Genomic DNA, 17,580 nt, shown 5'->3' on the forward strand with positions numbered 1-17,580 from the left:
ACGCCGCTAGCGAACTGCCGTCTCCAGGGCCAGCTCCACCATCGCGGCGAAACCGCGCTCCCGGTCATCGGCGCTCAGGTGCTCGTCGCGTACCAACTGATCGCTGACAGTCAGCAGGGTCAGCGCCTGGGCCCGGTGTCGGGCGGCGATGGTGTAGATCGCCGCCGACTCCATCTCCACGGCCAGCACTCCATACCGCGCGAGCCGCCCGTACAGGTCCGGCCGGTCGGTGTAGAACGCGTCCGTCGCCAACACCGGGCCGACCCGCATTGGCAGACCACGAACGTCAGCGGTGTCGGCGGCGGCCCGCAGCAGCCCGAAGTCGGCCACCGGGGCGTAATCGACCAGACCGTCGAAGCGCACCCGGTTCATCTGCGAGTCCGTTGACGACCCGCTCGCGGCGATGACGTCGCGCAGCGCCAGATCGTCCACGATCGCCCCGCAGCTGCCCACCCGGATGATCGTCCGAACGCCGTGGTCGACGATGAGTTCGTGGGTGTAGATCGACGCCGACGGCATCCCCATCCCCGAACCCTGCGCCGAGATCGGCGTGCCCCGGTACGAGCCGGTGAAGCCGAGCATCCCGCGCACGGTCGAGTAGCAGACGGCGTTGTCGAGGAAGTTCTCGGCGATCCACTGCGCGCGCTGCGGGTCGCCCGGTAACAGGACCCGTTCGGCGATGGCGCCGTTCGCGGCGCCGATATGGGTGCTCATAGACGAATACTGTCAGGCGTCCCGGTCGTCGGGAACCGGGCCGATGAGACATCCGTCGTGGCGGTCCGGTAGCCTACTCGGCGGTGGTGTGTCCGAGCGGCCTAAGGAGCACGCCTCGAAAGCGTGTGAGGGTGCAAGCCCTCCAAGGGTTCAAATCCCTTCACCACCGCCAACGAACAGGGCAAACGCCCGGCGAGTCCATGAGGACCTGCCGGGCGTTTGTTGCGAGCGAGGCGGCGCCAGGCGGCTATGGATGGGCGTACGAGCTGGTGGAGCCCCAGACTGTCGATGTCGCCTGCGTGACGAGGCGGAACTGTCGGACCCGGGGGGCCGTGACCCTTGCCGTTACCCTGCCGGCGCGGTCGGCGCGCACCCGCCCGGCCAGCGCCACCCAGGGGGCGGCGGCGCCGTGCCGTCCCTCGACCGCGACCCGTGCGTTACGCCACGCGACCCAGCGCCCGGGGCTTGGGTCGTACTGGCGGACGCGGCCGTTGACCGTGACGGCGTTGCCGTCGCGGATGGCCTTGATCGTGGTGCCGGAGCCGAGTTTCACGAGGAACTGCGCCGTGGCCTGCTTGACCCTCTTGTCGCCGGGGTCGTGGGCGTTGGCGGGGCGCACGTCGTGACGGCCAAGGCGGTGGGTGGAGCCGAAGTCGAGGAAGTCCCTGGTGTTAGGGGCGGCCGGGTCGAAGACGATGGTGTCGTGGCGGCCCGCGCTGTTGTGAATGTTCCACGACGCATATCTGGCGCCGCAGTCGTCGGTGAGGGTCGCGTAGACCCGGGTCTGCTTATGGGTGATTCTGACGTGTGGAATGACGACGCGAGCGGGGCAGGTCGCCGCGGCGTTGGTCGACGCCGCGGTCGCCGGGGCGGCGGCCACGCCGGAGGCGGCGAGCGCGGCGGTGATCAGGGTTGGTCCCAGGACCTTGTTCATGGCACCTTCTTTCGCGGGCGGCGCCGACGGCGCGCCCGGAGGCTGTGTCCGGCGTGGGCTGGGGCGGTTGCGCCCCCAGACGATGTTTCGTCCTCTTGCGCCATACAGGCCAACTGAGGATTGAAGCGGAGAGCGCGGATTATCGCCGGTTTTCGCCCTATCAGGCGCGTTTCGAGAACTTCGGTGAATCTGCCCTGTCGAGTGCGTCGTCACGACGAAGGCCCGGCCCCGGAAGGGGTCGGGCCTCGCGTTTTGCCTGTTCAGGCTGGCGGAGGATACGAGATTCGAACTCGTGAGGGTGTGAACCCAACACGCTTTCCAAGCGTGCGCCCTAGGCCACTAGGCGAATCCTCCGTCGATGAGGATACAGCGCCCATCGCCGGTCGCGGCAGGACCCTCCCAGCGCGACGCGTGGCCCGTGGCGCGACCGTGCCCACCGCCTGCCCGGGAGGCACGGTACAGTGGGCCACGCCCCTCGTGCGGCGTCCATCTTGTGAACCTCCCCAGGGCCGGAAGGCAGCAAGGATAAGCGAGCTCTGGCGGGTGCACGGGGGGCCTCTGCGTTTCCGGGTCATTCGCCGGGACGTCGTCGCAAGGAGGGCTCACCCGTGGCGTTGGCGCTCTATCGCAAGTATCGGCCGCGAACGTTCGCCGAGGTCATCGGCCAGGAACACGTCACCGAGCCGCTGTCGCAGGCATTGAGGACCGGACGGCTGAACCACGCCTACCTGTTCTCCGGCCCGCGCGGCTGCGGCAAGACCAGCAGCGCCCGGATTCTGGCCAGGTCGCTCAACTGCGCCAACGGCCCCACGCCCGAGCCGTGCGGGGAATGCGATTCCTGTCGGTCCCTGTCCGGCGACGGCCCCGGCTCGATCGACGTCATCGAGATCGACGCGGCCAGCCACGGCGGTGTCGATGATGCCCGTGAGCTGCGTGAACGCGCTGTCTTCGCGCCGGTGAGCAGCCGGTACAAGATCTACGTCATCGACGAGGCGCACATGGTCTCGTCGGCCGGCTTCAACGCCCTGCTCAAGCTGGTCGAAGAGCCGCCCGAGTACGTCAAGTTCATCTTCGCCACCACCGAGCCGGAGAAGGTCCTCGGGACGATCAAGTCCCGGACGCACCACTATCCGTTCCGGCTCATCCCGCCCAGCGCGTTACGCCCGCACCTGGAACAGCTCTGCGCCGCCGAGGGCGTCACCGTCGCGCCTGAGGTTTTCCCGCTGGTCGTGCGGGCCGGCGGCGGCAGCGCCCGGGACAGCCTGTCGGTATTGGACCAGCTCATCGCCGGCGCCGGCGATGAGGGCGTCACCTACGCGCGCGCCGTCGCGCTGCTGGGCGTCACCGACGGGGCGCTCATCGACGAGATGGTCGAGGCGGTCGCAGCCGGTGACGGCGCCGCCGCGTACGGGGTGGTGCACCGGCTCGTCGAGGCCGGCCACGACCCCCGCCGTTTCGCGTCCGACCTGTTGGAGCGGTTGCGGGACCTGATCGTGTTGCAGCAGGTGCCGGACGCGGCGGCTAAGGGCATCATCGACGGCCCCACCGACCAGCTTGCCCGGATGGCGGCCCAGGCGACGTCCACCGGCGCAGCGACGCTCTCCCGTTGCGCCGACATCGTGCACAACGGTCTGGTCGAGATGCGGGGCACGACCGGTCCGCGTCTGCTCCTGGAGCTGATCTGCGCCCGGATGCTGCTCCCCGGCGCCGACGACGCCTCAGCCGCGCTCCTTCAGCGGCTCGAAAGACTGGAGTCGGCTCCGCCCGCCGGCGCCGGCGGGCGGACGCCGTCGGTCGCCACGCCGGCGCCTGTCACGCCGGCGCCCGCGTCGACGGCGCCGTCCACGCCATTGCCGTCGTCCGCCGCGCCGTCGTCCGCCGAGTCAGCGGACGAGGGGCCGGCGCCGTCCGCCCCGCCGGCTGCGGAGCCCGGCGGGCCGATCCACCTGTCGCCGTCCGGAGGTCCGGTCGACCTCGGGCAGATCCAGCAGCGTTGGCCGACGGTCGCCGCGACCCTGCGTCGACGCAGCCCTGTGCTCATGGCCTACTGCCAGCAGGCGACCGTCCGCGGCTTTGTCGACGGAACCCTCGTGCTGCTGTTCCGGCACGGACCCCAGGCGGCGAAGGTCCGGGACGCCGCGGACCACGTGACCGAGGCGCTGTACGAGGAGTTCGGCGAGCGCTTCACCCTGCGCTGCGAGATCGCGGGGGAGCAGCCGCCGCCCGCGATCCCAACCGCGCCGGCCCCCGCGACCCTGCCGCCCGCCGCGGCGGGCGCGCCGCGGGCAGTCGCCGCCGGGTCGGCGCCGCCGGTCAGCGCCCCGCGCCCCGCCCCCGAACCGCCGAACATCCCGACCCGGGAGGCCGACTCCGAGGCCCGTAGAGCCAACGGACCAGCGCCGACGACGTCAATGGCCGCGGGGCGCCCTTCCGCCGCTGTCCGGTCCGCTGCCGCGTCGGCGCTGGCGGATGGGGACGACTGGCCGGCGCCTGCCCGGCCCGGCAGCGGCACGCCGACGCCCCCGGCGTCGCCTGGCGCGGCGGTCGCCTTGGCCGAGCCGAGTGACCGTCCGAGCGCCAACGCGGAGGTCCAGAACCGAGCCCCGGCGGCCCGGACGTCCACCGAGGCGCCGGCCCGGAGCGCGCCGCCGCCCGGCCCCAGCACGCCGCCGTCGAAGCCCACCGAGGCGTTGTCCGGGCTCAGCGCGGCGCGGGCGGCGGCGAGGGCCGCCGCCGGCCGCGCGCCGACGACCGGCCGTCCGGCGCCGGCGCGTCAGCCGACCGGTGCCTGGGACGACGGCACGCCGCTCGACGAGCCCCCGTACGACCCTGAGTTCGATGGCCCGGCCGAGCGGCCGGCGGTGGAGGGCTTCGACCCGGGAGACGGGCCGCTCGACGACATCGTGGACGGTCCGCCGGAGCGTCAGTCCGGCGACCAGGCGGCGTTGCGGCTGTTGAAGGAGCGGCTGGGCGCTGAGGAGATCACCGGTTGACGCCCTCGGGGCGTCAACCGGCGCGGTCGTCCGTGCCGACGCTAGGCTGGCTGGGATATTTCCCACGGTGAGGAGCGCGCGGTGCGGCCTGGTGGACAGCCCAACCTTCAGCAGTTGATGAAGCAGGCGCAGAAGATGCAGCAGCAGATGGTGCAGGCGCAGGCGGAGTTGGCCGAGGCGGAGCTGGTCGGGACGGCCGGGGGCGGCCTGGTCTCGGTCACCGCGTCGGGCACCGGCGAGGTGAAATCAGTGCGGATCGACCCGAAGGCGGTCGACCCGGACGACGTGGAGACGCTGGAGGATCTGGTTCTTGCCGCGCTGCATCACGCCGCTGACCAGGCGCGGGCGCTGACCGAGAGCCGGATGGGCCCGGCCGCGGGCGGCATGGGCGGCCTCGGCCTGCCCGGCATGTGATATCGCATGTATGAGGGCGCCATCCAGGATCTGATCGACGAGTTGGGTCGACTCCCCGGGGTCGGCCCCAAGAGCGCGCAGCGGATCGCGTTCCATGTGCTGTCCGCTGACCCGGCCGACGTGAACCGGTTGGCCACGACGTTGCAGCGGGTCAAGGAGGCGGTGCGGTTCTGCGCCGTCTGCTTCAACGTCGCCGAGTCGGACCGTTGCCGCGTCTGCCGTGATCCGCGTCGTACTGACGAGGTGTTGTGCGTGGTGGAGGAGCCCAAGGACGTCGTGGCTGTCGAACGCACCGGGGAGTTCCGGGGCCGGTACCACGTCCTCGGCGGGGCGATCAACCCGCTGGAGGGCATCGGCCCGGACCAGATCAGGGTGCGTGAGCTGCTGTCCCGGTTGGGCAGCGGCGACGTCCGAGAGCTGATCCTGGCCACCGACCCGAACACCGAGGGCGAGGCGACGGCCACCTATCTGGCGTTGTTGGTGAAGCCGATGGGCATCACGGTGACCAGGCTGGCGTCTGGCCTGCCGGTCGGTGGCGATCTGGAGTACGCGGACGAGATCACCCTGGGTCGGGCCTTCGAGGGCCGGCGCGCGGTCTGAGGCCGGGACCACTCGTCGGGCAGACGGCCCCGCGCTGTGAGGCGGGCCGGTGAATCCTCATTCCGGGCCGAGCCCGGTCGATCAGCTCTGTGCGCGGCGCTCCGGCCGCGTCTACCCACGCGTCGTTGCGGCGCCACGGGCCTGGGGGGCAGATGGTCAGAGGTCGGTCGGTTGCCGACCAGCAGGTCGCCGACCTGTTGGCTACCGCTAGGCGTTCGTTAGGGCTCAGCGTGGCATTCTTGAGCCGGTTCGACGGCGAGGAGCAGCGCCTCGACGTGGTCGACTCGTCGGTCCCGTTCGTTTTCCGCGAGGGCTACACCCAGCAGCGTCAGGACACCTTCTGCCAGGCGATCCTGGACGGAGAGCTGCCGTCGGTGATCCCGGACGTGACGCGGTTCCCGCGGGCGATGGAGCTGCCGGCGGCCCGGCTGCCGCGTCTGCGCAGCTTCGTCTCGGTACCGGTGACGCTCAGCGACGGCAGCCTGTACGGCACCTTCTGCGCGGCGGGCTTCACCGCCGATCGGGACCTGTCGCTACGGGACCGCTCGTTGATGGAGGTGCTGGCCCAGGCGGCCTCGGTGGTCCTGGAGCCGGAGGTGGCGGAGCTGAGGCGCCGTGCGGAGGTCACCGGCCGGCTGGGCCCGGTGGTGGACGCTGGCGGCCCGTCGGTGGTGTTCCAACCGGTCGTGGCGCTGGCGGACGGCGTCCGGGTGGGGGCGGAGGCGTTGAGCCGGTTCCCGGTCGACTGGGGCAGAACGCCAGATGTGTGCTTCGGGGAGGCGCACACGGTCGGGTTGGGTGACCAGCTGGAGATGCTCGCGCTGGGGCGGGCGGCGCAGGCGCTGGCGACAGTCGACGGTTACGTGGCGATGAACGTCTCTCCGGGAACGCTGCTGGCGCCGGCCTGCCAGGAGTTGCTGTTGGGGCTGCCGCTGGACCGGGTGGTGCTGGAGCTGTCCGAGCACGACCAGGTGGCCGACTACGACGCGCTCACCGCGGCGTTGGCGCCGTTGCGGGCGCGCGGGATGCGCTTGGCTATCGACGACGTCGGGGCGGGGTTCTCGTCGTTGCGGCACATCGTTGTGACGGCGCCGGATGTGATCAAGCTGGATCGCAGCATCGTGGCCGGCGTCGCCGATGACCCGGTGTTGGCGACGTTGGTGGGGTCGTTGGTCGAGTTCGGGCGCGGATGCCGCACCGAGCTGGTGGCCGAGGGCGTCGAGCAGGAGCGGGACGCGGTGATGCTGGGCAGGCTCGGCGTTGACTACGGCCAGGGCTGGCACTTCGGCCGGCCCGGCGAGCTGAGAGCGTTGGGACCGGGGGCCGACCGCCGGGTGGGCGGACTCGCGGTGGCCCGCCGTTCCGCCGCCTGACCCAGGGACTGCCGCCTGACTGACGTATGTCACCGACATAAGCCGATTTGTGGGCATCGTAGCGTGCTCGCGCCCTGGATCACGGTCTGATCACAGGCGGGCCTGAGTTCGGTTACGAGCCCGAACTCCCCTTGACCCGGACGGGTGAGCCGGTGAACTGTTCTCACGGTGGCGCCTCGGCGCTGCTACGCCCGAACGGCCCGCCGGCATGAGCCGTCGCCAACCGCGCGGGCAGTCCACGCACGCGACAACTGACAGGTTGCCGAGCGAAGCGGGGCCACAGCCGACGGTGACACGTTCTGACGGCCGGTGGTGGCGCCGGCTCGGGGACCAGAGGAGGACCGGGGCGCCCATGGTCATCGGACCCGAGCCGTCGAGCGGCGGCGATGTCGCGCTCGCCGAGGCAGTGACCGATTCCGCGTCCGCGCCCAAGATCGAAGGCCGGTCGCTCGGTCAGATCGCCTGGACTCGCCTCAAGCGGGACAAGGTGGCGCTGGGTGGTGGCATCGTCATCGTGCTGCTGGTCCTGGTGGCGGTGTTCGCCCCGCTGATCACCAGCGTCGTCGGCGGCCCGCCGGACCAGTTCAACCGTGACCTGCTCGACCCGGCCTCGCAGCTCCCGGCCGGTCCGATGGGCGGTATGAGCGCCGAACACCCGATGGGCCTGGAGCCGGTCAACGGCCGGGACATCTTCAGCCGCATCGTGTGGGGCGCGCGGATCTCGTTGCTGGTGGCGTTCGCCGCGACGCTGCTCTCAGTGAGCATCGGCGCCACCCTCGGCGTCATCGCCGGTTTCTTCGGCGGCTGGGTCGACGCGGTGGTCAGCCGGACGATGGACGCCTTCCTGGCGTTCCCGCTGCTGGTCTTCGCGATGGCGCTGGTCGGCGTCGTGCCGGACCAGGCGTTCGGGCTCAGCGGCCTCAGCCTCCGGGTCTGCATGCTCATCTTCGTGATCGGCTTCTTCAGCTGGCCGTACATCGGCCGCATCGTGCGCGGTCAGACGCTGTCGCTGCGGGAGCGGGAGTTCGTCGACGCGGCCCGCAGCCTGGGCGCCCGCAGCCCGTACATCCTGTTCCGGGAGTTGCTCCCGAACCTGATGGCGCCGATCTTGATCTATGCGACGCTGCTCATCCCGACCAACATCCTGTTCGAGGCGGCGCTGTCGTTCCTCGGTGTGGGCGTCCCCGCTCCCACGCCGAGCTGGGGCGGCATGCTCTCGGACGCGGTGACCTACTACAACCTGCCGCACTTCGTCCTCTGGCCGGGTCTGGCCATCTTCGTGACGGTGCTCGCTTTCAACTTGTTTGGCGACGGACTCCGGGACGCGCTCGACCCGAAGGCCCGCTGACCCGACGTCAGCGAATCAGCTCCACCCAACTGCGCGGTCCGGGGGACGGGCCGGCTCCATCAGGGAGGTTGCACGTGAACCAGAAGACCAGAGCGGTCCTGGCCGGCTCGGCCGCGATCGCGCTCACGATGGGCCTGGCGGCCTGCGGTGACAAGAAGACCGAGGGCGGCGTGGAGGGCAAGTTCAACGCCGCCCTCGAAAGTGCCTTCAACCCGTCCGACAAGACAGGCGGCACGGTCAAGCTGGCCAACGCCGACGACTGGGACTCGCTCGACCCGGGCGACACCTACTACGCCTACTCCTGGAACTTCCTGCGGCTGTACGGCCGTAGCCTGCTGATGTTCAAGCCGGCGCCGGGCGACGAGTCCAACAAGCTCGTCCCGGACCTGGCCGAGGATCTCGGCAAGTCCTCCGACGGCGGCAAGACCTGGACATACAAGATCCGTAAGGGTGTCAAGTACGACGACGGCACTGAAGTCAAGGCTCAGGACGTCAAGCACGCCGTGTTGCGGTCCATCGACAAGCAGGTCCTGCCGCGTGGCCCGCAGTACTTCGAGTCCTTCCTGGACCTGCCGAAGGACTACAAGGGCCCGTACAAGTCCAAGGGCGTCAACACCGATCAGGCGATCGAGACCCCCGACGACCACACCGTCGTCTTCCACCTGAAGAAGCCCTCTGGCGACTTCGACTACCTGGCGATGCTGCCGCAGACCGTTCCGGTCCCGGAGGCCAAGGACACCGGCACCAAGTACAAGGACAAGGTCGCCGCGACGGGCCCGTACATGTTCGACACCGTCGAGCCGGGCAAGTCGTTCTCGCTCAAGCGGAACCCGAACTGGGAGAAGGCCACGGACCCGAACCGGTTGGCGCTGCCGGACCGGTACGAGGTGGCGCTGAAGGTCAACCCGGACGACCTGGACAACCGCATCCAGAGCGGCGACATCCACGCCGACGTCCAGGGCACCGGCGTGCAGACAGCGATGCTGAGCCGAGTCGTCGGTGACCCGAGGCTTAAGGACCGCACCGACAACCCGACGCTGGGCCGGCTCTGGTACACGTCGATCATCAGCACTGTTCCGCCGCTGGACAACGTCGAATGCCGTAAGGCGATCATGTACGCCGCGGACCGCACCGCCTACCAGGGCGCGTACGGCGGCGAGTTGGCCGGTGGCGAGATCGCCACGACGCTGATGCCGCCGGTCATTCCGGGCTACGAGAAATTCGACCTGTACCCGGCCGGTCCCGACAACAAGGGAGACCTGGCCAAGGCCAAGGAAGCCCTGACCAAGTGCGGCAAGCCGGACGGTTTCGAAACCAAGATGGCCTACCGCGGTGACCGCAAGAAGGAGAAGGACACCGCCGAGGCGTTGCAGCAGTCCCTCAAGCGCGCCGGAATCAAGCTGACGCTGACCCCGTACCCCAGCGGTGACTACTTCACCCAGTACGCCGGGAACCCGGGCTTCGTCAAGCGCACCGGCATCGGCATGGCCACCAATGGTTGGGCCGCCGACTGGAACACCGGCTACGGCTTCCTGTCGCAGATCGTCGACAGCCGGGTGATCCTGCCCGCCGGCGGCTCGTCGAACCTGAGCGTCCGGTTCCCCGAGATCGACAAGATGATCGACGAGGCGCTGGTCGAGCAGGACGAGGCCGCGCGCAACAAGCTCTGGGCCGAGATCGACAAGAAGGTCATGGAGCAGGCGGTCATCCTGCCGGGCGTCTACGCCAAGAGCCTGCTGCTGCGCCCGAAGGGCCTGACCAACGTCTTCGTTTCCGAGGCGTTCGGCATGTACGACTACCTGGCGCCCGGCGTCGCGTCCTGACCAGGTAGCTGACGGCGGTCGGGTCGACCGGCCCGGGTCCGAGGAGGACCCGGGCCGGTCGATCCCCGACCACCCACCGGCAGCCGCCGACGGCCGTGCCGGCGGTCACCGGGCCGAAGATCGAGGGGAACCGTGATCACTTACATCATCAGACGGCTGATGGCCGCGGTGCTGTTGCTCGTCGCTGTCAGCATGGCGACCTTCGCCATCTTCTTCGTCGCGCCGCGCCTGCTGGGCAGCACGCCCGAGACGTTGGCCGCCCGGTACGCCGGCAAGTCGGCGACGCCGGAGACGACGAAGGTCATCGCGGAGGGGCTCGGCTTCTACGATCCGGTCTACCTGCAGTACTGGAACTGGATGAAGGGCATCTTCCTCGGCGCCGACTACAACTACGGCACCGGCATCGACCACTGCCCGGCCCCCTGCTTCGGCTACTCCTTCATCACCCAGCGTCCGATCTGGCCGGACCTGCTCGACCGCCTCCCGGTGACCCTCTCGCTGGCTCTGGGCGCCGCGGTCATCTGGCTCTTCTTCGGCATCGCCACCGGCGTCATCTCCGCGCTCAAGCGCGGCTCGCTGATGGATCGGACCGCCATGTCCATCTCGCTGGCCGGTGTGTCGCTGCCCATCTTCTTCACCGGAATGATCTCGCTGGTGATCACCCAGAACCTCGGTCTGGGACCGTCGGACTACGGTTACGTCAACTTCACCGACGACCCGATCGGCTGGGCGAACGTGCTCCTGCTGCCGTGGGTGACGCTGGCGTTCCTGTTCTCCGCCCAGTACGCCCGGCTCACCCGCGCCGGAATGCTGGAGACCATGGGCGAGGACTACATCCGCACCGCCCGGGCCAAGGGCCTGCGGGAACGCAACGTCACCGTGCGGCATGGCCTGCGCGGCGCGCTCACCCCGATCCTGACAATCTTCGGACTCGACTTCGGCCTGCTCATCGGTGGCGCCGTCCTGACCGAGAAAACCTTCTCGCTGCCGGGCCTGGGCAAGTACGCCCTGGAGGGCATCTACTCCAATGACCTGCCGAAGGTCATGGGTGTGACGATCATGGCGGCCTTCTTCGTGGTCATTGCCAGCCTGATCGTCGACCTGCTCTACGCCGTCGTCGACCCGAGAGTGAGGCTCAACTGATGGCGACGACAACCGCCGCGCCCTCGTCGTTCCTCCAGGTGCGGGACCTGCGCATCCACTTCCCCACCGACGACGGTCTGGTCCGCTCGGTGGACGGCCTGTCGTTCGGGCTGGAGCGCGGCAGGACTCTGGGCATCGTGGGTGAGTCCGGCTCCGGCAAGTCGGTGACGAGCCTGGGCATCCTCGGCCTGCACAACCGACGGAACGCCCGCGTTTCCGGCGAGATCTGGCTGGACGGCAAGGAGCTGGTGAACGCGGTGCCCGAGGAGGTCCGGAAGCTGCGTGGCCAGAAGATGGCCATGATCTTCCAGGACCCGCTGTCGGCGATGCACCCGTACTACACGGTCGGCGCCCAGATCGTCGAGGCGTACCGGGTCCACAACAAGGTCTCCAAGAAGGCGGCCCGCCAGCACGCCATCGACATGCTCGGCAAGGTGGGCATTCCGCAGCCGAACCGTCGGGTGGACGACTACCCGCACCAGTTCTCCGGCGGCATGCGGCAACGCGCGATGATCGCGATGGCGCTCTCCTGCAACCCCGAGCTGCTCATCGCCGACGAGCCGACCACGGCGCTCGACGTGACCGTGCAGGCCCAGATCCTGGACCTCATGCACAAGCTCCAGGAGGAGTTCAACTCCGCTCTCATCATCATCACGCATGACCTGGGCGTCACCGCAGAGCTGTCGGATGACGTGCTGGTCATGTACGGCGGCAAGTGCATCGAGTACGCCACCGCGAAGCAGATCTTCGAGGAGCCGCAGCACCCGTACACCTGGGGTCTGCTCGGCTCGATGCCCCGGATGGACCGGCCGGTGGCCGAACGCCTGCTGCCGATCAAGGGCACCCCGCCGTCGCTCATCAACCTGCCGTCGGGTTGCGCGTTCCATCCGCGCTGCGCCTTCGAGGAGGCCACCGGCGGGCTCGGCCGGTCCGTGCGTCCGGAGTTGCTCGACGCCGGCGGCGGGCATCTGGTCCGTTGCCATCTGACGGTCGAGGAGCGGCGTCGCATCTGGACGACCGACGTGAAGCCGAAACTGGAGGCTGGCGCATGAGCGGCGAGCGCACCATGAGTGACGCCGGTTCGGGTCGAGGGGCGAACGGCAGGCGGGCGCCGCTGTTGTCGGTTCGCGGCCTGGAGAAGCACTTCCCGATCACCAAGGGCCTGTTCCGGCGTAAGGTCGGCGCGGTCCAAGCCGTCGATGGTCTGGACTTCGACGTGTTCCAGGGCGAGACTCTCGGCCTGGTCGGCGAGTCCGGCTGCGGCAAGAGCACCACTGGGCGGCTGTTGACCCGGTTGCTGGAACCCACCGGCGGCCAGATCATCTTCGAGGGTCGCGACATCACGCACATGCGGCAGGGCAAGCTCCGGCCGCTCCGTCGCGACCTTCAGATGATCTTCCAGGACCCGTACTCGTCGTTGAATCCGCGGCACACCGTCGGCGCCATCGTCGGCGCCCCGCTGAAGATCCAGCGGGTGAAGACCGAACACGGCGTCAAGCGCGAGGTCCAGAAGCTGCTGGAGCTGGTCGGCCTCAGCCCGGAGCACTACAACCGGTACCCGCACGAGTTCTCCGGCGGGCAGCGGCAGCGCATCGGTATCGCCCGCACGCTCGCCCTGCGCCCAAAGGTCATCATCGCGGACGAGCCGGTATCGGCCCTGGACGTCTCGATCCAGGCACAGGTCGTCAACCTCCTCGACGACCTCCAGTCAGAGTTCGGGCTCACCTACGTGGCCATCGCGCACGACCTGTCCGTGGTGCGGCACATCTCCGACCGGGTCGCCGTCATGTACCTCGGCAAGATCATGGAGATCGCCGACCGGGACGACCTGTACGCCCACCCGCGGCACCCGTACACGGTCGCGTTGATGTCGGCTGTCCCGGTGCCCGACCCGAACCGGCGGGACAAGGCCCAGCGGGAGCGGGTCCTGCTCACCGGCGACGTGCCGAGCCCGATCAACCCGCCGTCGGGGTGCCGCTTCCGGACCCGGTGTTGGAAGGCCCAGGACGTCTGCGCGACCACCCCACCGCCGCTGACGCCGGTGCCGAGCCTCGGCACGAACCCAGGCCACCTCATCGCCTGCCACTTCCCGGTCACCGACGACGAGCTGCACGCTTCCCGTGGCGGCCCGTCCCGGGGGGCCACCACCCCTCCGGCCCACTCCCCGGGGTAGTCGGACCACCCGCCCCGCCGGGCCTGCGGACGCCTGCCTGGCTCGGTGGGCGCGGTCCGGACCGGCTGTGCGTCTGTCCGACCCCGCCGTGTTGACTGGGGTCAACCCACTCGTGACTGCGCCATCACGAAGCGTTTCCGGGCGATGCACCTGTGGCCGCGTGGTCGGGGTGGTGCCGCGGCGACAACAGGGCGCGTGTCAGGAGCCCTCGGTCAGGCTGAGGAGACCGCCGAGCAGCCAGCTGTACCCCACCGTCGCAGCGACAAGAGCGACCAGGCGTGACGCCGTCGGGCGCCCGACTGGCGCGGCTCGTGGTTCGTGGGTGTCGCTGCGCTCAGGGTGAGACGACCCGCCCCGATCAGGATGAGGCGATTCGTCGTGTTCAGGGTGGCGGGGTACGGCGACGGCTTTGCTGGTCAGGCGCGACGACGCCACCGCCGCGTTCGCGGGCTCCGCGTGCTGCGGCTGGCAAGCCTGTTCCAACGCCGCCCGCGCCTGGCGTACCTCCTCCAGCGCCTTGTGGACGGTTGGCGCATACTGTGCCGGCGACAACACCGCCGGCCAGCCGCGATAGGGCTGGGCCACCTCGCCGCATAGCCGTAGCCGGGCCCGGCGCAGTAGCCGAAACGCCGCCGTGGCCTGCTTGCCGTGGGAGCGGCGGAGCGCGCTCGATTCCCGTCGACACGACGCCCACCGGCTCAGCACCGTCACATCGCCGTCGGTGATCCCGGGCAGTCCGAGCGTCGCCGGACGCCGCAGCCCGTGGAGCACGGCCTGCCGACGGAGCATCCACAACACGATCAGGCCGGGAAGCGCGGCGAGGTAGATCAGCGCCAGGTAGCCCGTCCACCCCGAGACCCCCGGCAGCGGGTCGACTGTCTTGGCCGCCCACCCCACGATCGGCGAGTTGTTCAAAGCGTGCAGCAGCACCGCTGCGCCGATGCCGGCGATGAGCGCCAGTGCCCGGCTACCGATGGACCGTTCGACCCGCAGCACGGCGTACGCCAGACCGGCGCCGGCCAGCGCGGTGTAGAGCGGGTGCCCCAAGGCGAATCCAGTCAGCACCCGCATGAGGAGGAGTTCAGCGGCCGCCCGAACGTCGTCCTGGTAGACCTCATCGGCGGCGCTGGCCGCGTACCCGAAGTCCTCGACCAGGGTGAAGCCGAGACCGACCAGGGCGCCGTAGACGGCGCCGGACCAGACGGTGGCCAGGTATGGGCGTGCGGCCAACATCAGCAGGGCGACCCCGCCGAGCTTGCCTGCCTCCTCGGCAACCGGCGCCATCACCGCGACGCCCCAGGCGTTGGCGAATTCGAGCGACACCGTTTTCGCCATCAATGCGGCGATCGGTCCGGATCCGAGGCCGACCGCGATCGCCCCGCTGCCGCCGTAGACGACCGCTGCTGCCACCAGCCAGCTCGGCCGCCGTTCCACCGGGTCCACCCAACGGCCGAGCACGACTAGGAACAGCGTGGCTGCGACGAGCAGCGCGCCGACCGCCATCGCCGTCGAACGCGGCACGGGCCAGCCCAAGAGCGTCATCAGCAGCAGGCTGGCGCCCCCGCCGACGACGTTGAGCAGCAGCAGCGTCCACCATGCCGGGGTGCCTGGCCCGGACCAGGGGCGCACTGTCACCACTCCTCCTCGGGCGCAACCGTGATGCTTTCCACCGCGACCCAGACCAGGGGAGGAACCGCGCGGCACTCCGACACATTACTGATCTTGACGACGATGCCCCGTTCGTCGGCGACAAAGCCCGCGTAGCAGCCCGACACCCCCACACCGCCCGGGACCGGGACGAGGTCGCCTCGCTCGCCGAGGACCCCGGCGCGGGTCACCACCGGGCGCAGCCGCACCGTGAACATGCCCTCACGCCGCAGCTTGCGCCTGGCGTGCGCGAGGAAGTCCGCCGGACGGTCAACACCGCTGACGGCGGTGACCTCCAGCGTCGCGCCCTCGTGGCGGAGCAGAACCGTGCTTATCGCGGGCACCGAGTCCGAGAGACTTAGCCGGCTGCCCGCGGGCGGCGACAGGGTGACACCGACACCGACGCCGACATCGACCGGACGTCCGTCCATGAGTGTGACGTCGTCGCTGATGAGGGCGTTGACCGTGGCCGGAACGGCGATCACAGCGCCTGTCCCGACTAGGACGGCCAGGACGGCCTTGGCATTGCGCCAGCTCATCGATTCCTCCCCAGATCGCCGTTAACTTATCGGCAAAGGGAGTCAGGCGCTGCCCGCGTCCGGGCGCTCAGCCCTGCGGGCGGTGCAGCAGCCCGACAGCGACGGCGTGCACGGCGTCCAGGTCATTCGGGTCGCGGAGGGTGGCAGCGACCCCGGTCACCCGGTGCCACTCGTCGCCGCCGTCGTAGGCCACGGTCAGCGTGACGGCGCCGGCGGCGTCGATGGCGGTGCGCAGGACGAGGTCGCCGGTGATGACGCCGACCTCGTCGGTCATCACCCCGCCCGGCGGGGCGACGATGCGGCTCTCGCGCGTACCGCCGGCGCGCGTTGTCGGGTCTGTCACCGGCAGGTTTCCAGCATCGCGCCCAGGGCCCGTTTCTCGGCCGCCGTCACGCTCAGCCGCCAGTGCCGCTTCACGGTTATCCAGTCCTGGGCGTACTCGCACCACAGCTCCTTGTTCGGTGGCTTCCACTGGGCGGGGTTCTGGTCGCCCTTGGCCCGGTTGGAGGACCGGGTCACGGCGATGAGCTGCGGTCTGGTGAGGTCGTTGGCGAAGTCGGAGCGTCGGCCGTCGTTCCACTGTGCGGCGCCGGTGCGCCAGGCGTTGGCCAACGGCACCATGTGGTCGATATCGACCTCTTCGACCTTGGTGACGGTCACCCTGTCGTAGCTGCTGAGCCAGCGTCCCCCGATGACGTTGCAGCCGTCGGACCGGACGCTGGCCGCGTCGCGGCGGAGCACCGAGTCGCGGATGTCGCAGCCCCGGCCGACCCGGCGCCAGTGCGCGAACCGATCCCGGCTGTACCCGGCCATCGATCCATCTGGTCGGACGTTGAGCTGGTCGAGGAGCTGTCCGGCGGCGCCGGAGGGCACGCCGTTGGCGTCGGCGGAGTCGCTGGGCCGTGCCTCGGTGAGCCGGACGCAGCCGGCGCTGCCGCCGAGGGCGAGGACGAGGACGAGGCTGCTGACCCGGATGCGCACGCTGACAGCGTCGCCGGCTGGCCGGCGAATCCAGCGCATCTCCGGTTTGCGGCGATTCCGGACGTTGGACGCGCACGCCGCCCAGCCGCCCGGCGTCGCGTCAGCCGCGCACGGTCAGCTGTCGTCAGACGGTGACGGGGTGGGCGGGCGACGCAGCGGCAGCGGCCGATCGTCGGTGACCGGTCCGGGCAGGCTGATCGTGGGCGGCGCCTCGCTCGGCGATCCGACCAGCGTCAGGGCGCCGAGGCCGAGCCGGGCGCCGACGAGGAGCCCGCCGTCGTCATAGCAGTACGTCCCGGCCTCGATCGGGGCCGGCAGCGACGCCGCGTTCGCCTGGGCCGCGAAGCAGTCGCCCCTGAGCCCGCGCGGCGGCGGGACCGCGCTGACCGCGATGGCGGTGTCGCGGTCGGTGAAGATCTCCAGCCAGTCAACGAAGACATGCTGCACCCGTGGGTCGATGTCGGAGTTGATGCCTGCCTGCGTCCCGCCGACCCGGGCGCATCGCGGGGTGATCAGACGGTCGGCGGAGGCCAGCGCGCAGTGGTAGGCGCCCTCCTTGGTGCGGGCGATGGCGATGTCGGCGCTGCCGCCGAGAGCGGCCTTGGCGATGTCGGCGCGCCAACCGCCGTCAACGGCCCGGGTGAGGACGACGCTGCGGGTGGCGCCGCCCGGCGGGGTCCACTGGTAGACGGCGACCTCCCGGCGGTCGAGGGCGGCGGCGGCGCGGGCGGCGAGGTCGCCGCGGGGGTCGGGCAGCGGGCTGCCGGTGCGCACTGACGACGGGGTGGGGGCGGGGGCGGCGGCGGGGTGTTCGCAGGCGCTCGTGGCGAACACGCACAACATTGCGGCGGCGCCGCGACGGGCGACTCGGACGGACATCGACTCATTCCACCTGTCT

General features: G+C 70.2%; 16 protein-coding genes, 2 tRNA genes and 1 other RNA gene. 11 read left to right on the top strand and 8 right to left on the bottom strand.

Annotated features, from left to right (window positions below):
• Positions 1-6: 6 nt before the first annotated feature.
• Complete coding sequence (deoD, locus tag ABD287_RS07175; RefSeq protein ID WP_344170167.1) at positions 7-714, bottom strand: purine-nucleoside phosphorylase; 708 nt, start codon at positions 712-714, stop codon at positions 7-9.
• A gap of 82 nt (positions 715-796) precedes the next feature.
• Here deoD and ABD287_RS07180 point away from each other — a divergent pair.
• Positions 797-886, top strand: a tRNA-Ser gene (locus tag ABD287_RS07180).
• A 75-nt stretch (positions 887-961) separates the two neighbouring features.
• Here the strand turns inward: ABD287_RS07180 and ABD287_RS07185 are convergent.
• Positions 962-1,648 carry a hypothetical protein gene (locus ABD287_RS07185; RefSeq protein ID WP_344170170.1) on the bottom strand — a complete coding sequence of 229 codons (687 nt, stop codon included), beginning with the start codon at positions 1,646-1,648 and terminating at the stop codon, positions 962-964.
• A gap of 266 nt (positions 1,649-1,914) precedes the next feature.
• Positions 1,915-2,002: transfer RNA gene (locus tag ABD287_RS07190), tRNA-Ser, on the bottom strand.
• Positions 2,003-2,115: 113 nt separating this feature from the next.
• On the opposite strand from ABD287_RS07190, the gene ffs reads away from it, so the two are divergent.
• From ffs to ABD287_RS07240, 10 genes are all read left to right on the top strand, one after another.
• Positions 2,116-2,210: signal recognition particle sRNA small type (ffs, locus tag ABD287_RS07195), an RNA gene on the top strand.
• 46 nt (positions 2,211-2,256) lie between these two features.
• Entirely contained in the window at positions 2,257-4,641 is a 2,385-nt protein-coding gene (locus ABD287_RS07200) for a DNA polymerase III subunit gamma and tau (RefSeq protein WP_344170173.1), read from the top strand.
• A gap of 81 nt (positions 4,642-4,722) precedes the next feature.
• Positions 4,723-5,055 carry a YbaB/EbfC family nucleoid-associated protein gene (locus ABD287_RS07205; RefSeq protein WP_344170176.1) on the top strand — a complete coding sequence of 111 codons (333 nt, stop codon included), beginning with the start codon at positions 4,723-4,725 and terminating at the stop codon, positions 5,053-5,055.
• Between the two features lie 6 nt (positions 5,056-5,061).
• Positions 5,062-5,655, top strand: coding sequence for a recombination mediator RecR (gene recR, locus ABD287_RS07210; protein ID WP_344170179.1), 594 nt, complete (start codon positions 5,062-5,064; stop codon positions 5,653-5,655).
• 152 nt (positions 5,656-5,807) lie between these two features.
• Positions 5,808-7,028, top strand: a complete 1,221-nt coding sequence (locus ABD287_RS07215; RefSeq protein WP_344170182.1) for an EAL domain-containing protein — start codon at positions 5,808-5,810, stop codon at positions 7,026-7,028.
• 352 nt (positions 7,029-7,380) lie between these two features.
• A complete protein-coding gene (locus ABD287_RS07220; RefSeq protein WP_344170185.1) occupies positions 7,381-8,376 on the top strand; it encodes an ABC transporter permease in 996 nt (331 codons plus the stop codon).
• Between the two features lie 74 nt (positions 8,377-8,450).
• Complete coding sequence (locus tag ABD287_RS07225) at positions 8,451-10,199, top strand: ABC transporter substrate-binding protein (protein WP_344170187.1); 1,749 nt, start codon at positions 8,451-8,453, stop codon at positions 10,197-10,199.
• Between the two features lie 132 nt (positions 10,200-10,331).
• Positions 10,332-11,342 (top strand): ABC transporter permease, encoded by a 1,011-nt coding sequence (locus ABD287_RS07230; RefSeq protein WP_344170189.1) that lies wholly within the window; start codon positions 10,332-10,334, stop codon positions 11,340-11,342.
• The gene (locus tag ABD287_RS07235) at positions 11,342-12,394 is read left to right on the top strand and encodes an ABC transporter ATP-binding protein (RefSeq protein WP_344170191.1); all 1,053 of its coding nucleotides are present in this window, start codon (positions 11,342-11,344) and stop codon (positions 12,392-12,394) included. The genes ABD287_RS07230 and ABD287_RS07235 overlap by 1 nt, the downstream gene beginning before the upstream one ends.
• 14 nt (positions 12,395-12,408) lie before the next feature.
• The gene (locus ABD287_RS07240) at positions 12,409-13,515 is read left to right on the top strand and encodes an ABC transporter ATP-binding protein (RefSeq protein WP_344170965.1); all 1,107 of its coding nucleotides are present in this window, start codon (positions 12,409-12,411) and stop codon (positions 13,513-13,515) included.
• A gap of 198 nt (positions 13,516-13,713) precedes the next feature.
• Here the strand turns inward: ABD287_RS07240 and ABD287_RS07245 are convergent, their stop codons facing one another.
• The 5 genes from ABD287_RS07245 to ABD287_RS07265 form a co-directional block, all read right to left on the bottom strand.
• Entirely contained in the window at positions 13,714-15,150 is a 1,437-nt protein-coding gene (locus ABD287_RS07245; RefSeq protein WP_344170192.1) for a PrsW family intramembrane metalloprotease, read from the bottom strand.
• The gene (locus ABD287_RS07250) at positions 15,147-15,701 is read right to left on the bottom strand and encodes a hypothetical protein (protein WP_344170193.1); all 555 of its coding nucleotides are present in this window, start codon (positions 15,699-15,701) and stop codon (positions 15,147-15,149) included. Before ABD287_RS07250 ends, ABD287_RS07245 begins: the two co-directional genes overlap by 4 nt.
• Before the next feature lie 67 nt (positions 15,702-15,768).
• Positions 15,769-16,044, bottom strand: coding sequence for a hypothetical protein (locus ABD287_RS07255; protein ID WP_425565519.1), 276 nt, complete (start codon positions 16,042-16,044; stop codon positions 15,769-15,771).
• Complete coding sequence (locus ABD287_RS07260; protein ID WP_425565539.1) at positions 16,041-16,676, bottom strand: HNH endonuclease family protein; 636 nt, start codon at positions 16,674-16,676, stop codon at positions 16,041-16,043. Before ABD287_RS07260 ends, ABD287_RS07255 begins: the two co-directional genes overlap by 4 nt.
• A 120-nt stretch (positions 16,677-16,796) precedes the next feature.
• Positions 16,797-17,561 carry a hypothetical protein gene (locus tag ABD287_RS07265; protein WP_344170196.1) on the bottom strand — a complete coding sequence of 255 codons (765 nt, stop codon included), beginning with the start codon at positions 17,559-17,561 and terminating at the stop codon, positions 16,797-16,799.
• Positions 17,562-17,580 lie beyond the last annotated feature (19 nt).

This window comes from Pilimelia columellifera subsp. columellifera, from assembly GCF_039532605.1.
GTDB lineage: Bacteria > Actinomycetota > Actinomycetes > Mycobacteriales > Micromonosporaceae > Pilimelia > Pilimelia columellifera.